Genomic DNA, 17,036 nt, shown 5'->3' on the forward strand with positions numbered 1-17,036 from the left:
TCAATGTATTAGGGCTATCGGGTGGTGACTATGAAACGGTGGTATGTGAAGTCATAGAGACGTTACAAAGACTGCTAGCGACAAAGGCAACCGGGTTGGTGCAGGTACTGATACCAGCAGCAAAGATGAACAGTGGTTGGTATGGGCTGTCGGGATTGTTAAGAAGTGTGATGCAGGAGAGTCCGCACTTACACTGCCAACTAATCGGTCTAAGTGATATACACAACACAGAATTGACGGCGTGTTTAAAGGCGTTAGCGGACAATAGTACAGCGGAACCACAACAGAGTGTTGTGTGTTATGAAGATACGCAAAGAAAGGTATTGTCATGGCAGGAGTGCGATGCACAGGCAAGGCGAACGGCACAGCAAGTATGGCAGTCAGAAAGTAGTTATGTGATAAGCGGTGGTTTGGGTGGATTAGGTCAGATATTTGCTAAAGAAATACTAAACAGCAATAGCACATCACAGGTTATTCTATTGGGTCGCTCGCAAGCGCGGTTGGGGTGGGAAGATGAGTTTGCAGGGCAACGGAGACGGGTTCATTACTATCAAGTAGATATAAGTGATAGAGAGCGGTTGGCGAAGGTGCTCAACGAAGTAGAGACAAGGCATGGAAAACTAAAAGGAGTTTTACATAGTGCAGGTGTAGTAAAAGACAACTACTTAATAAATAAACAGCCAGATGAAGTGGTATCGGTATTAAGGGCGAAAGTATCGGGGTTAGAGAATCTGGATAAGTTAACGAGGGAATGTGATTTAGAATTATTTATAGCATTCTCATCAATGGCAGGTGTTTTGGGTAACGCAGGGCAGGGAGATTATGCGGCAGCGAATGCGTATATGGATGGTTATATGCATCAGCGAACACAGGCAGTGGCAGCGGGCGAAGGGCATGGGGTTAGTATGTCAATTGCTTGGCCATTGTGGCAAGACGGTGGTATGACGGTGGATAGCGAGACGCTGAAACTAACAATGGGCAAGCTTGGGTTAGTTGCGATGCCTACCGATTCAGGAATCAAAGCGTTCTACACCGCACTTGCTACGAATCAAAAAAGTGTGCTTGTAGAGCATCGTCAGTTTAAAATCGAACAGCCTTCAGACGATAGAACGATGATAAGTACATTATTGTGTACATTGCTTGATGTCGAGGCGAAAGAACTTGAATTTGACAGTAGCTGGCAAGAGTTAGGTTGCGATCAATTAAAGCTGTCTTGGTTGGTTGAGCAGATACAGTTGCAGTTCGAAATAGTCCTTGAACTGAATCAACTACTCGAGTTTGATACTCCATCCAAAATGCTGCAATACATCCAAGCTAGACATATTTCACCGGGTCTAAATGACAAGGTAAATATTTCGCATATGCCAGATGACATATCCAGCCCTGTAGAATCCTTACGTTCGTTGTTAGCAAATATCTTAGGTAAACATATCGGTATGGCTGCGGATCGAATTGCGTCTGATGATGAATTTGAGCAATTCGGTATAGACTCAGTAATTATGTTAAAAATGACATCCGAATTAGAAGAAAAATTTGGTTCATTACCAAAAACTTTATTCTTTGAATACAAGAGTATCGAACAGTTATCCGAATACTTTGTGGAGCATTATGCTGATACACTGGATACATGGCAGAAAACAACACAAGCTGAAGTGGCGCGAGATCCTGTGCGCTCTTACCCAAAAGTAAGTCAAGAACAGTCAATTTTTTCTGATAATAGCGTCGCAATCAGGCATGAAATTTCAGAGCATGAAACGAGTGTTAGTGCTAGCCAAGATATCGCCATTATTGGTATTGCAGGGCAATACCCTGGTGCCAGCGGGTTAACGGAGTTTTGGCAAAATTTACTACATGGGGTGGATAGTATTCGCTCTGTTCCTCAGTCTAGGTGGTCCCACGAAGATTATTATCATAGTGATAAGCGGGTAATAGGTAAAACATATGCTAAGTGGGGTGGGTTTATTGATGACTTCGATAAGTTCGATCCTCTGTTTTTCAATATATCACCACGTGAGGCAAATGGTATTGACCCGCAAGAGCGGCTCTTTTTACAGACCGCCTATCATGCGCTGGAAGACGCTGGTTATAACCCAATGACATTTAATCAGCAAGGGACGATTGGGGTTTATGTTGGTGTTATGTATGAAGAATATCAGCTTTATGGGCAAGTTACACCGGATTTCAGTTTTGTATTACCCGGTAATCCAAGCGCCATTGCAAATAGAGTATCGTTTTACTTTAACCTAATGGGACCAAGTTTAGCGATTGATTCTATGTGCTCATCATCATTAACGACGATACATTTGGCATGCCAAAGCATTCGTAGTAATGAGTGCAATGCCGCTATTGCTGGGGGGGTTAATTTATCACTGCACCCAAATAAGTTTTTGCTATTAGCGCAAGGCGGGTTTGCTGCATCACAACCTGGATGTCGTAGTTTTGGTGAAGGCGGTGATGGTTACGTACCCGGCGAAGGTGTGGGTGCCGTAGTGCTCAAGCCTTTAACAAAAGCGATTGCGGACAATGATGCGATACATGCAATCATAAAAGGGAGTGCTATCAACCATGGTGGTCGTGCAAATGGTTATTCAGTACCAGACCCTTTGGCACAAGCGCAAGTGATACGTCAAGCCTATGAAAATGCCAATGTAGACGTTGCTACGATAAGCTATATTGAAGCGCATGGAACAGGAACTTCACTGGGAGATCCGATAGAAGTAGAAGCATTACGCAAAGTCTTTGGTGCGAATGGGCAGCAAACGTTTATGCTAGGGTCGGTCAAATCGAATATTGGTCACTGTGAAAGTGCAGCGGGCATTGCTGGACTGACAAAAGTCTTGCTACAAATGAAACACGCAACCATTGTGCCTTCGCTCCATTCAAACGCGCTCAATCCAAACATTAACTTTGCTGAGTTACCTTTTAAGGTGCCTCAAACAGCGCATGAATGGCCTAGGATGAACTCATCTGAAGCGCAGGATATGCCAAGAAGAGCTGGGATCTCAGCGTTTGGTGCAGGTGGCTCAAACGCACATTTGGTGATAGAAGAGTATACCAGCAAACAACCTGAGTCTCCTCAGAATGGCGAATATAGTATTGTATTATCAGCTAAAACACACGATGCTTTACATCAAAAGGCAAAAGACTTACTTGCAGCATTACAAACTGAATCATTAAACACTCAGATACGCCTGCTGGATATTGCATATACCCTGCAATGCGGTAGGGAAGCTATGCTTGAGCGCTTAGCATTTGTGGCTGATTCAGTAAAATCATGCATTGATACCTTGTCTGCTTTTATTGCTGGAAATGATGCTGATTGGGCACTAGGTACAGCAGATAAGTCCATGCGAAACCAATGTTTAGAAGAGCAAATATATGCCGGGTTAGACGCGCATCAACGCCTAATTAAACAGCAGCGACATTGGCTTCAAGGGGGAAAAGTTGAATGGCAACACAATTACGCACCACAGCTGAGTCCCCAGAAACTAAACTTGCCGCTCTATCCATTTGATAAGCGTCGTTGTTGGTATACGAAATTAGGCACCCCTTCGGTTAATCAGGCTACCAAAACAATACCAGCTCTGAGCAACAAGACGATAGAGCAAGAAAGTGCTAAACCCGTAAATTTACGTTACAACTGGTATGAAAAAGCCCTTGTACTAACAGAAGAAAAGCATACGATCAGTAACATTCTTATTTTGGCGACTTCTGATACTCGAGAGTTGGCGCATAAAATAGCGCAGCAATTTGATGCGTCGCAAGTGCTGGAGGTTGATGACCAAAACCTAAGTATTACAGAGAACCGACGCTATCAACACGTTATTGATGTGTGTGGATGCTCGAAAACGATGACGGATGAGTTTGTTTGGTTTGAACATGTTCAGTCTATCGTTAGAGAAAATCATAAACCAGGATTGCGCATGATGGCACTTACCGAAATGACGCACCAGTTAGATGTTCACGATAAGGTCACAGAAACAGGTTCTATGCAAGCATCACTCTATACGATGTTGCAGGCAGAGTATCAAGGTGTGACTAGTTGGACGGTAGATATAGACTCGCAGTTAAGCGATATTACTCTTTTTGAGCTGTTAAGGGATGAGTTTGCTCAACAGCAGCCTGATAACGTAGTAGCCTACCGAAAGACGCGGCGCTACGTTGCTTCTTTAGAACCTCAACAGATAGAGTTTAACAAGACAGACACTTGGGTGTTACCTGAGAATAAAGTGTTATTGATAACCGGTGGTACCAGCGGCTTGGGTTATTTGTGTGCTAAGCATTGTATAGAAAAGCATGGCGTTAAAAAGCTGGTGCTGACTGGTCGAGATGTATTCCCAGATAAAACTCAATGGCAGCATTATATTGCAACTCACTCAGATAAATTAAGTGAAAAAATAAAATCTGTTCAAACACTTGAAAGGTTAGGTGCAGAAGTCCAAGTTTATTCAGCAACACTTTCTGAGCGCGTGCAAGTTCGTGAATTGTTGGATAAAGTCATTGCCTCAATGGGAGAAATATCGGGTGTCGTTCACTGTGCCGGAAATGTTGATTTTCATACGCCAGCATTTATTCGTAAAACACCTGCAACCGTAAAAACTGTTTTGGAACCAAAAGTTCAGGGGCTCAAAGTGTTATTAAAAGAGGTGCAAAATCAGCCCCTACAGTTTGTGGTTTGTTACTCCTCTATATCGGCTTTGCTACCCGAACTTTCAGTTGGTCAACTGGATTATGCAATGGCCAATTATTATATGGACCAAATAGTCAAAGTGGCTGCTAGGACTATGCCTATGATGAGTATTCAATGGTCAAGTTGGTCACAAAGTGGTATGGCAAAATCACAATCACAGCGCTTTAAAGAATCTGGACTTGTGGCCTTGAATGATGATGATGGACTAGCATTTTTTGATGATGCAGTGGCTAAGATCATTCACCAAGATGCTAGAGGTGTATATGCTCCGGTATTAATTGATGAGCGCGTATGGCAACAGAATCTAGCAAATGAGCGACCCGTATTATCTCATAAAGATAAGTCGCCATTAGGGACTAGGCAGAATGATACACTCTTTAGCTTGTCACATATTGAAAAGAGTATACTCGCATGGCTAACGGAGCTATTTTCGCAAGAATTACAGGTTGAGCAAGATATACTTGAGCCTGACACCAGCTTTCAGGAAGTGGGCGTTGATTCAATATTGATTGCACAATTTATTAATCGTATGGAAGCTGAACTGGGAGCCTCTTTGGATCCTGGGATCATCATTGAGCATGCATCATTGGAACGTTTAACACATTATATTGTGAGTACTTTTCCAAAGCACTGTGCAACGCTTCTCGATAACCTACAGCCCCTTGCGGCTGCTAATAGTCCATCCTCTAAACCTAGCAACGGTGGTAATCCAGTCTCTGCTGAGCTCCCAGCCAAACGAACAGGTGTAGATAAAGAGGAACATGTAGCGGTGATCGGACTCGGATGTCACTTTCCAGGTGCCAACGACGCTAAGTCATTTTGGGAGAACCTAAAGGCGGGTAAAGATTGTGTCACAAACGTGCCTGTAAATAGGCAAGCTTTGTATAAAACTCAGGGGTATGATGGCCCAATGTGGGGCGCATTCATGGATGATATTGAATATTTTGATGCCCAGTACTTTAACCTTAAATCTGAAGACGTGGTGCAAATTGATCCGCTCATTCGTCAGTGGTTAGAAGTCAGTGCGGTTGCTTTGAATGATGCCGGATATGATCGCGAAAAGCTTAGAGGACGCCGTGTTGGAGTTTACGCTGGCGCAAGAACAGGGCCTTTTGCCTATCACGCCGCACAGTATGGTGTCACTACTGGGCTTGCAGGAACAGCACAAAACTTTATCTCAAACTATTTGGCTCATGTGTATGATTTACGTGGTCCGAATATGGTAGTTGATACTGCGTGTTCTAGTGCTTTGACAGCAGTTCACCTTGCCGTACAAAGTATTAAATCAGGCGAGTCTGAAATTGCAGTTGCAGGGGGCGTAGATGTGTTGCTTGATTCAACTCCATTTTTAACACTCGGTGCTGCGAAGGTACTTTCTCCTGATGGACGATGCAAAACATTTGATGAGAGCGCCAACGGCATTGCACTCGGCGAAGGTTGCGGCGTGGTTATATTGAAACGCCTCAGCAGAGCTATTGATGATGGTAATAAAATTTACGCAGTGATCGAAGGCTCTGCTATTAACAATGACGGTAATACGATGGGGATCACGACCCCTAACCCTGATGCACAAAAGCAGTTGCTTGAACTGGCCATTGCAGATGCTGATGTTGATGCTTCCACAATTAGTTATGTTGAAACACATGGCACAGGTACACAAATTGGCGATCCACTTGAATTAAAGGCTTTAAATGCAACATTGGGCATACGTGAAAAAACAGCACCACGTTGTGGAGTTGGCAGTGTTAAATCAAATATTGGTCACCTACTGAGTGCCGCTGGTGCTGCTAGCCTTATAAAGGTGTTGCTATCTATTACAAATAAAGAGTTGCCTCCAACACTGCATTGTAAAAAGCCCAATCCAAGGTTTAACTTTTCGGATTCCGGTTTGTATGTGGTGCAAGCGCATCAACCTTGGTTGGACGATAGCCACGTATTGAGAGCCGGGATAAGTTCATTTGGTTTGGGAGGATGTAATGCTCACTTAATTGTAAGTAATGCAGGCATACCGAACCGGTGTACTGGCACCATGGAACCAAGGAAACCGAAGATTAAATTTAATAAGAGTCGTTACTGGATTCACAATGTAATAGATGAAGGTACAAAAAATTTATATAATGCTAACGCAGAATTAAAAGAAAAGAATAATGAGTATGAAGAAGAGCTAGTCGACTTCTTCGACTTTCATTAATAACACAGAGGTAAATATGGAAAAGAAAAACGTATTCGATACAATAAAAGGGTTAATTTCTGAAGTAGCACCGGATGTCAATATCGATGGTTTGATCGAGGCAGATAGCATGTCTGATCTGGGGATAAACTCAGTAGAAAGATCTGAAATAGTTATTTTGTTGTTATCACATTATCAGCTCAAAATTCCATTGGTTGAGCTACATGGCTTGCGTAATCTTGGTGAATTGGCGGGTTTTGTTCATAGTAAAGTCGCCTAATCATCGTTTGGTTCTTCTGAAGAGGCTAATTATGGAAAGTATTATTGATGTTGAAATAACAGGTCATGTTGCTTTGATAACAATGGTTGATAGAGAAAAGAAGAACCAATTGTCGGAAAGATTGATAGTTGCTTTAACAGATACACTGTCTCAGTTAGGGAGCAACTCTGATGTATCTGTTATTGTCCTCTGTGGGTATGACAATTATTTTTGCTGTGGTGGGGATGTTAATGAGATTGCAAATAGAGTTTCTCAGCGTCAGGCCGTGTTTAATAAGGAATGTGTATTTGAGCTAGTGCTAAACTGTAAACTACCAATAATTTCTGCAATGCAAGGACATGCATTGGGAGCTGGGTTAGCACTGGGGCTATATTGCGATTTTATCTTCATGGCTGAGCAAAGTATCTATAGTGCCAATTTTATGAAATATGACTTTACACCAGGTTTTGGATCGACATATATCCTACCTAAAAAAATGGGTTACACTCTAGGCCATGAAATGTTGTATGGTGCTAAAAATTACTACGGTCTTGAACTAAAACAACGAGGTGCTGGCGTTAACGTTGTCGATAAAGAAAACGTACTTGATGATGCCATGAAATTCGCTGGGAATTTGGCAAAATCCTCACGTCACGCCCTTATCACGCTTAAATCTGGGTTAAACCGTGACTTAGAAGCTGAACTATCTCAGGCTATTGACAATGAATTACACATGCATGAACAAACGCTTTATAAACAGAGCGTAGCTTCTAAAATATCCCTACCCTTATGAGCTGAGTGTTAGAAAATACCTAAATGAGGTACCTTTTTACGCATAATCAACTGTCTACTTGTACCCTGATTTAACACCCGAGTGAAAGTATGCCAGAATGGGGGGCGGCGAAAAAATAAATTTATGAGAAGCTGCCTTGTATAAATTGGTATTCGGTTTGAGTGAATACCTCTGTGCATTCGGTAAGTTGTAACATCATATTTTTATTAATATAGTTGCTTCTTGAAAGGGTGTTTCCTTTTGTTTTTATGAAATTTGAAGTTTGAGATTTGTATGAAATTAAAGATATTTGATAGTCCGTCTGAGAAAAATAAAATAAGAATTTCTTTGTTAGATAACGACGGCAATGAAACCCAAGTTGAGGGTGAGTACATATCTTCTCCGTTTAGCCCTAGTAGCAGAAAAGTTATAAGTAGTTATTTCAATAATATAAATCAAAATTCCAATCCAGACGGGATCACGCAAAAGATTATTTCATTAGGAACATCACTGGGAAATGTATTTCTAGATGACGATGATGAAATTTACAAAATTACCAGTCTGATAGAAGAGCATTACAACCATCTTGATATTATAATAGAGTCGACACATGCCCAGCTTTTTGATGAGTATTGGGAAAACATTATTTTACCTGGCACGGAATATATACTTTCATCGGTGTGTAAATCTTTTGTGCGTAGGCCTCGAGTTTTCTATGGCCAAGAGGAAATGCCAGCATTACACTTAGGTCTGCAAGTGCCGGCAGCCGTGCCAAAGGAAGTGCAGGCTCTAGAGGCTGCAGATACCCCCCCTACTCCAATTCAGCCAATGAATGTACTGCATTTAACTTTATCATCGGTGTTTGAAAGTGAAGACTATAGTGCGTGCGCATTACCGCTGGCATATGAAACTGTATGCATGGAAGGTGCAATAAGTAGTGAACACCTTATAGTTGATTCTGCAGACCAAGTGCGTGATTTCTTAGCTAAGAAAAAGAGTGAATTTCACCTTGTGCTCGTTGAAGGTGGATTACTTCCAACAGAATGTGGTTTAGCGTTGGGCAATGAAAAGCAGCGAGTTTTGGCGGATGATTTATTCAATCACCTACAACGTCATGGCATAACAGCAATTATATTCGATCCACGTTCTTCAGCATTGGTTGATAACGATAACTTGAAATTATATATAGAGCAGTTAGCCAACGCAGCGTGTGAATGCGGTATCTACAATTTGCTCGCAATAAATGAATGTGTTGACGGTATAGTAAGTAAGGATGTTATCACCGCATTCTACCACTGCTTAACACAAGGCTTAAGTTTTGCCCAAGCAGTGGTTGAGTGTAGAAAATACCTCCAACAGCATTTGACATATAATCCAGATAGATTACTACCCTGTCCCATAGTAAGTTGGCCATTATTAGTCCATTATACAGCGCAAGAATTAACTTATTTCGTTGTGCCACAAAGCTCTGCGGCTGTTGATCAATCGCAGATGCTACAAGCGATTTTGAGTATGATGCATGGTTTTGATCAATCTCTAGTTAGAGAAACAGATAAAGCGATAAACCAAAGAAGTGTAGCGCAGATATTAACAGCGATCAAAGATGGTAAACACCTGATCTGCATCAATGGCCATTCAGGTACAGGAAGAACGACCGTTATGCACCAAGCCTGTTATTTCTTGCTTCAGTCAAAGCAGATTACAAACGGGTTTTATCTAAATTACGATTTAGAGTTTTATGACAGAGCAACGATATTGCAGATGTTGGCTCCAGAGCTTGATGTAAAATCAGGGCAAGATAATGATGTGCTCAATGCTTTAAAAAAGAGCTGCAACCTTTTTGTGTTTGATAACTTGGATGAATTAGACACCCAATTTACACAGCTCAAATTATTTATTGATGAGCTGGTTGAATTAGGACAAGCCATAATATGTAGCGGTGCTAATAGTCGCTTGACTGTCTTCGAGGCTGGGGCTGACTGCGGTGAGATTGACATAGTACATTTGCAGCAAAGTGAATTACGCCGCTTAATAAATATGACAATACGCAATAGTGGCAAGTTGCCTGAGGACAATGCTGAATGTAACTCAATAGATATGAAGGTCTCACAATGGTTGGACATTGCGCCAGATAATTTGTTTATTGCTTCTCGTATGGCAACAAAATTGCTCGATCATGAAGTACAACTACTAAATAGTGATGTAATTCAACACATTGATTTTGAAAAAAATATTAAAATATCTGCACAGTATAGCGCATGGCAATGGCAACAGTTACCTATGGCTGATAAGAAACTTCTAGCTTTGTTTGCTGAGTCAGAATGGTTGTTACTAGAAGTTTTCGCTATCGCAGCAAACAAAGAGCGTGCTTTTGCACCTGCTGCTACACTTTGCGAAATGCTAGGTGTGAGTGCGGATCCAGATATCGAAGCTATATTTTCTCGATGGCATGAAGCGGGGTTTGTTAAACGCCACACCTTTGGTCGTCAAATAGAAAATCGTCAAAGAGGCTTAATCCTAAAATTAGCGGAACAAGATTTTGGCTCGGAGCTATTGAATGAGACGGTGCAGCTCGCATTTAGCCAGGTGGTGTGTGAAGGGTTACGTATACTATGCAGTCACCTTATAAAAAACCAAAATGAAGCATTATTATATAACTTAATGCTCAATAGGCGTTGTTTCGTAGCTCACTTTGAGCGTTTGTGGTTTGCTAAAAACTACCAAAATTTTGTTAGTATTATTGTGCTGTTTGAAAACCTAATGTCACAAGTAAAATTAGAACATGATCTACATACATGGGCATTTGACTTACTTTCCCGCTCAAAATTACAAGACGCAGAAAGCGACTGTACGGTACAAGAAAAACTGGCATTTTTGGACCTTGCTGCCTTGGCGATTAAGGCTAAAGAGTTACCTCACGAACAATCAAATTTTAAAGCCTATATTGACACTTGGTATCGTTATCTAAACAGCTTAGACTCAGTGGATGAACAAGCATTACTTATATTTCACAAAGCATTGAGAGTGGTTGAAGGTTTTTACCTAACACAACAAAATTGGTTAATATGTATCGAGCTTGCGAATGCAGGTATTAAAGTTTATAAAAATCACCAATCTTGGATGTATGTGATCACTCAATTGAAATCACTCTGCCGATACTTTGGAGAAGTTGAGCAGTTTGAGGATGTTGAGAATTGTGAGGAGCAAATCATTAACGATATTCCTTACGATAATGCACCTAAGGGCCTGAAAGAGAACCAAGTTATAGAAATAATCTATGCTCGCCTTAACCGCAAAGACCTTAATAAGGCAAAGAAGCTACTCGATTATTTTATTCATAAGTATCAATCTGATTTGTTTCATGAAGATGTGATGTGGATTCAAGGAGAGATTGCTATTCAAGAAGGAGAACATGCGACTGCGATCAAAGTGTATTTGGATATTTGGCAAAAAGCGATTCAAAGTGGCCAAACACAGATGCAAACAATTGTTGCATCCCGTCTTGCATTAATAAAAACAGACTTAGGGCAGGCCGCATTTGAGCAATTGCTATCAGAGCACACAGACAAAGACATGATGGATACCATAGTAAAACAAATACAACAAAACTAGAAGAATCAAGGCTGGCTTAGCCAGCCTGTAATAATAGAAGGTTTAAATTATGTCAGAAGTACTTGATTTGGATGGCCTAGGCCAGGTCGAACTATTAAAAAATAGATACCTGACTCCTCTAGAGTTGATGGATGCAACAATCTCACGGATCGAAAAAGTTGAACCTTCTATTAGAGCATTGTCTTACTTTGATTTTGAAAAAGCGCGTGATCAGGCAAAGAAAATAACGTCTCAAAATAATAGGTCTAGACCTTTTCACGGTTTACCCTTATTGATAAAAGACAACACCTCTGTACCTGGTATGCCACTCACTTATGGCTCGCGATTGTTTTTAAACAATGTTGGAGTCGAACGCAGCGATTATATTACTAGGCTTGAACAGGCAGGTTTTATATTTATTGGTAAATCAAGTGTATCTGAATTCTCCATTTTGCCAAGCACTGAGAGTTTACTGATGGGTGTAACTAAAAACCCTTGGAATCTTGATTATTCGGCATCGGGTTCATCTGGCGGAGCCGCAGCTGCTGTCTCAGCGGGCATGATGCCACTTGCACATGCTAATGATGTTGGGGGATCGATACGTTTACCTGCTTCTGTATGCGGCTTATTCGGTTTTAAACCAAGCGTTGGCAGATGCGTTTCTGCTACGATGCATCAAAGTAATCTCTCTGAGCTCATGATACATCACTGTGTCAGCCATTCGGTACGAGATAGCGCTATGTTTTTAAATGTGACGCAAAATGGATATCAGTCGATCCCTTTATCAGCAGCTAAACCTTACCGAAGTTTAAGAATTGCGCTGTTTCAGTCAAATTATTTGAATGTGGAAGTTGACCAAGAAATATCATATGCATTGGAGCAAACTGCTCAGATGTGCAGAAGTTTAGGTCATCGCGTTGAATACGTAGATTTTTCGCACAACATAGATAGTCAGGCGATTTGCGATGCATTTATGTACGTCGCTGCTGAAACTGTGGCAAATATTGCTAATATAATGGCCACTAGTTTAAGAGTCTCCAAAGAATCTTTGCTGCTGGAGCCGTACACCAAAGAATTAATACACTGGTATGAGAAAAACCCACAGGTTCAGGCTAAAAAACCATCATTTCAATCGGTTAAGTGTATTTTTGACGACTACTTTAAAGAATATGATGTATTGCTAAGTCCAACATTACCTATGTTGCCTTACAAAATAGGGGAGTTATCACCGGTGAGTGATTTTTCTCACACTGTTGATATGGTAAAAAATATATCAGCGTATACATCTTTGTTAAATATTTCAGGTGGTGCAGCGATGTCAGTACCACTTCACCAAGCTGCAAATGGATTACCAATAGGTATGCAATTTTCAGCAGATAAAGGACATGATCAATTATTGTTTGAGCTTGCGTATTTACTCGAGCAATCATTTCCTTGGCGCAAGAGAATACCGAAAAAGTGATGTTACACTTCATATCAAAAGAACACATCATACAAATTTGATAATTAATGTAATCCTGAAACAAATTTTATATAAATAATTTAGTAACTACTTCTGTATCAATGCTATCTTGTTCTTCCAGGATATATATTTCTGTGGTCTTAATCGATGAATGGCCCAGTAAAGCTGCTAGTTTTTTTAGGTCTACACCATTGTTATACAACCAAGTCGCGTAAGAACGACGTAATGTATGGGGCGGAGTATAAGCTTCTTGTCTTAACAAATGATATTTCTTGCATAAATTATAAATAGCATGGCCTGAAATACCTGTCTTAATAGTATCAGATATTTTTCCATAAGCAGTTCCTGCTTTTGTAAGCCTAACAAAAAGAGGCCCCGTTTTATAAGGATGGATATCTACCCACTTCTTTAGAGCTAAGAATGTTAAATCATGTAATTTAACTAATCTTTCCTTGTTACCTTTACCGATAAACTTAAGGTGCTTTGTATCTTGTTGTATTTGCTCAATATGTAATTCAGAAATCTCAAAACGGCGTAAGCCACAACCAACTAGTAAATGAAATATAGCTTGATCACGGATACTAGTTTGCTTTGCTTGTGGCCAGTTTGATATCGTATTAAGTAGTTTTGTAAACCCATCACGATCTAATAGGTGATGGGTTTTAACTCGAGAACCAGATGGCCTTTTTATACTTTTAATCCTTTCGTACTGTAACGGATTTATTTGGCCTAATAGAAATGCCTCCATCACAACCCTTTTGATAACTGACAAATACAAGGATATAGTATCTGGAGAAAGGTCCCTTTTTCTTAGTAATGTCAATAAACTATTCAGTTGATTTCTATCAAACTTGCTCCAACATATCTGATAAATACTATCAACTCCTAAATGCTTTGCAATAGCCATCAATGCGCGCCGTGCAGTTTGTTGAGACCTTGGTTCATGAAGCGAATTGATATAAGCATAAACTGGGCAGCTTTGATCTTTGATGATTATATCTTTCATAGTTGAGTTTCTAGTACTCAGTTCATCGCTAGGCACGGGAGGCATTTTTAACACTTTTGATAATCTGCGACTCACAGCATTTACCCTTAACATAATGACACATTCACTTGCCGCATAACTATAGCCTATTTGCTCTTTTATTACTAACGTAAAGGTCCATTTATGTAATAAATTACATTATGTTAAATAGGCTGCAATTATAAAGTGTCAGGGGTAAACTTAAGTTATTTATACCGTTTCTATGTAGAGAAGTGCAGGTTGGCAAAATCGCGATCTAAAAGAGTAAGGCGTAATCAAGACGCCAAAAACCACTTAGATCATAAAGTTGATCATTTGCTGAGCCGAGATTTATTTTCTACTCGTTTACAGGGTATTATTTCGACCGCCACCGAATGGGTTACGGCCAACCACCACCATACCCTGAACACGACTGCTTGAAGGTGGGCTACTGCTTTATTTCAGCCACTATTAGGGGTTTTGTGCCCATCCCCTCGAAATCGGCATTAAGGTTGTTATTTAATCACTTATTTGAGTTATGATTATCAAAAAATAATTTTAAAGGCTTCATCATTGCTGCTCAACTAACAAAACGCACTCAAATTCTCACACTGTCTGAAATTAATGAGCTTTAAGCATTACCAAACTTTAGCCGAGCAGATAGAGAGACTACTTCTCTATAGATAAAGAAACACTGAAGTTAATTAATACGCTAAGATAAACTGAAACACAAATATATTTATTCTACTATTAGGTTATTTCAGATCACGGCCTATAGTGCTTAACTTTACGTTTTCTAACGTTAAAGTCGATTATAACTATATCAAGTCTAAGTATTTCGATGATAAAAAATGTTGATATACGTGACTCACCGCTGCATTAATCTGGAATAGTATATTTCTAATTGTTAAAGTGCTACTGGTACGTAAAGCTTCCCTAAGAAAATACTAATCATACTTTAAGATAAAAAATCATTTACACATATATATTTGCATATACAAATATTGAGATTTACTACCCCCCTGTGTCAGGATAATTATCGCCTCAGTTTTTCATAAAAATAAAACAGGGAGCGGTAAGTTAGTTATGAGTGAAGCATTACCCTGAAAATCAAGTGCAATTTTCGCCAAGTTCGACGCTTATTCGCACGGCGTTTTCTCGCATGCCATTCACCATTTCCGTACACTTACGATATCTATGAAACCTTTGCCTGCGCGCTTTCTATATTGCACACCAAGTGTTTTGCTGCGTTTGCATAAACAGCTATGAGTGACAAATGGAATACGGCCCTTAAGGTTAAACAGGTTTCAACTGCTCAGTCTGAAAAGTAATTTGAATGACCACGGCCACCATGTTTTTCGGTATTCTGCCACTTTGAGATGGCGCTATCACTTAGCCAAATATTGATGTTACCGCGTTGAACTCAAGCACGATTGTGCTGTGACCAATTCCTAATTTTCTCCTTCATTTCAAAGCATGGGTTAAAACATTTAATGATCTGATCACACCAAATCAAAGAAGTTCAATTATTTAGGAAACAACGCCCAATGGTGAAGATAAAGCGATACTGGCAAAGCGCAGTGAGCTATATAGCGATACTGGCAAAGCGCAGTGAGCTATATAGCGAAGCAAAAAAAAGCACCCTAAGCGCCGGTCAAAGAACATTAGAAATTGGTATGAAATCAGTAATGTGGAGTTAAACCCAGAGAGCAAAAAAGATGCAGCTTAACAACTCAGGCGATAACTACCTTGAAAAACACCGCTATTACCCATGGTTTTCACCTTTTTATGAATTTGATTATGAAAGTGGCGCGTTATTTTAGCAAAAGAGCGTTCACACACACCAGCCAAGATAACCTTAGCTGTAGTAAACTGTCTGAAAAATCAGTGAGTGATTTGTGAAAGGTTCCTGTGTATTAGTATGGAGGCAAAACGACAAATTACTTCTTGCTGGATTTATTTTTAAGTAAAATGTAAGTGACCAATGCTCGATAAGCCCATGTACATCCCAAACTGTTTCACCGTTAACACTCATTTTTGATTAGATATTAACCAGCTTTAGGGGGGAATTCAAAAATTGGCCATTTTCTCAGCTATTTGGTAATTAGTTCATCTAGCTCATTAAATTATAGTATGATGTGTTCTATATGAAAAACGAAATTACACCCCTCTATCTCATGAATAACGATAGTAACCTAGTCGCTTTTTGAGAAGTATTTTAGATATCTAGAAACATTCTCTCAGAATATAAACACATAAATGGGAATTTTTTATTTTTTGACTGTTCACCGAAAATCATTCTTGGTTCTTTCATAGCTATTTTTTTAGCTGAACTTTTCATTATTTCTGGTGCATCAAACTCATCTATAACTAACCCATCAAAAACATATAAATCAGATACTATATGATATATAGCTGAAATACTTTTCACAAAGAATGATTCATTTGAAAAATAAATCACTTCCATATAATTCTGCTCTTCAATATTATTAACTTTTAGAATAACATAACAGTGTTCATAGTTATTTCTGAAAAGCATATTAATACACTTCCCACCTTTATGATAATTGTATATATCTAATTCTTCCCCTCTTAAAATACTATGCAATGCACTATCATCATTAACGACACCGCAGAAATAGTCATAAGGAGCTTGGGTTTCTATCAATTGGAAGTGACGTGATTGTACAGCACCAGAATTAAACATTGACAACAATTTAACGGTAATTGGCATTGGAGACAGCGCTGTCAAAATCAAATCAGAAAATTCACTCATTGCCATGAAAAATTGCCAACCATCTTGCCTACTCTTTTCCTCTATCACAAATGTCGTCATGTTTGCCGTAGCAACCTTAGTACCATTTAACCACCTCATAGCTCGTATCATGCCAACAAAGCCAACCCAAACGTCGTTCTTTTTTAGCCCTATACCAACAAACTTATCCTCTATATTTGGGTCACGCACAGTAAACATCTTTACGTAATCACCCCAAGGTATATATGATAAGTTGTCGTAAAACAGGTTTTTAAAACATTCTAAGTCTTCAATATAAACTTTTTCAACACTGACTTCCCTCAATTTTCCAATC

The 17,036-nt window shown here is 39.8% G+C and carries 8 protein-coding genes and 1 pseudogene; 6 read left to right on the forward strand and 3 right to left on the reverse strand.

Annotation, left to right across the window (positions count from 1 at the left end):
- Positions 1-98: 98 nt before the first annotated feature.
- From OCI93_RS20105 to OCI93_RS20125, 5 genes are all read left to right on the forward strand, one after another.
- Positions 99-6,881, forward strand: coding sequence for a type I polyketide synthase (locus OCI93_RS20105; RefSeq protein ID WP_261627158.1), 6,783 nt, complete (start codon positions 99-101; stop codon positions 6,879-6,881).
- Between the two features lie 16 nt (positions 6,882-6,897).
- A complete protein-coding gene (locus OCI93_RS20110) occupies positions 6,898-7,140 on the forward strand; it encodes a phosphopantetheine-binding protein (protein WP_261595384.1) in 243 nt (80 codons plus the stop codon).
- A gap of 31 nt (positions 7,141-7,171) precedes the next feature.
- Entirely contained in the window at positions 7,172-7,912 is a 741-nt protein-coding gene (locus OCI93_RS20115; protein WP_261627161.1) for a polyketide synthase, read from the forward strand.
- Positions 7,913-8,185: 273 nt separating this feature from the next.
- Positions 8,186-11,503 carry a tetratricopeptide repeat protein gene (locus OCI93_RS20120; protein ID WP_261627162.1) on the forward strand — a complete coding sequence of 1,106 codons (3,318 nt, stop codon included), beginning with the start codon at positions 8,186-8,188 and terminating at the stop codon, positions 11,501-11,503.
- A gap of 49 nt (positions 11,504-11,552) precedes the next feature.
- Positions 11,553-12,944, forward strand: a complete 1,392-nt coding sequence (locus tag OCI93_RS20125) for an amidase (RefSeq protein WP_261627163.1) — start codon at positions 11,553-11,555, stop codon at positions 12,942-12,944.
- A 67-nt stretch (positions 12,945-13,011) separates the two neighbouring features.
- Here OCI93_RS20125 and OCI93_RS20130 read toward each other — a convergent pair whose 3' ends face one another.
- Positions 13,012-13,950 carry a tyrosine-type recombinase/integrase gene (locus OCI93_RS20130; RefSeq protein ID WP_261595388.1) on the reverse strand — a complete coding sequence of 313 codons (939 nt, stop codon included), beginning with the start codon at positions 13,948-13,950 and terminating at the stop codon, positions 13,012-13,014.
- A gap of 1,312 nt (positions 13,951-15,262) precedes the next feature.
- Positions 15,263-15,358, reverse strand: a pseudogene (locus OCI93_RS20135) (IS5/IS1182 family transposase); the annotation flags it as partial.
- Between the two features lie 136 nt (positions 15,359-15,494).
- On the opposite strand from OCI93_RS20135, the gene OCI93_RS20140 reads away from it, so the two are divergent.
- The gene (locus OCI93_RS20140; RefSeq protein ID WP_261627166.1) at positions 15,495-15,647 is read left to right on the forward strand and encodes a hypothetical protein; all 153 of its coding nucleotides are present in this window, start codon (positions 15,495-15,497) and stop codon (positions 15,645-15,647) included.
- Positions 15,648-16,165: 518 nt separating this feature from the next.
- Here OCI93_RS20140 and OCI93_RS20145 read toward each other — a convergent pair.
- Positions 16,166-17,026, reverse strand: coding sequence for a hypothetical protein (locus OCI93_RS20145; protein WP_261595389.1), 861 nt, complete (start codon positions 17,024-17,026; stop codon positions 16,166-16,168).
- Positions 17,027-17,036: the final 10 nt, after the last annotated feature.

Source organism: Pseudoalteromonas holothuriae (assembly GCF_945859825.1).
In the GTDB taxonomy this organism is placed as follows: domain Bacteria; phylum Pseudomonadota; class Gammaproteobacteria; order Enterobacterales; family Alteromonadaceae; genus Pseudoalteromonas; species Pseudoalteromonas holothuriae.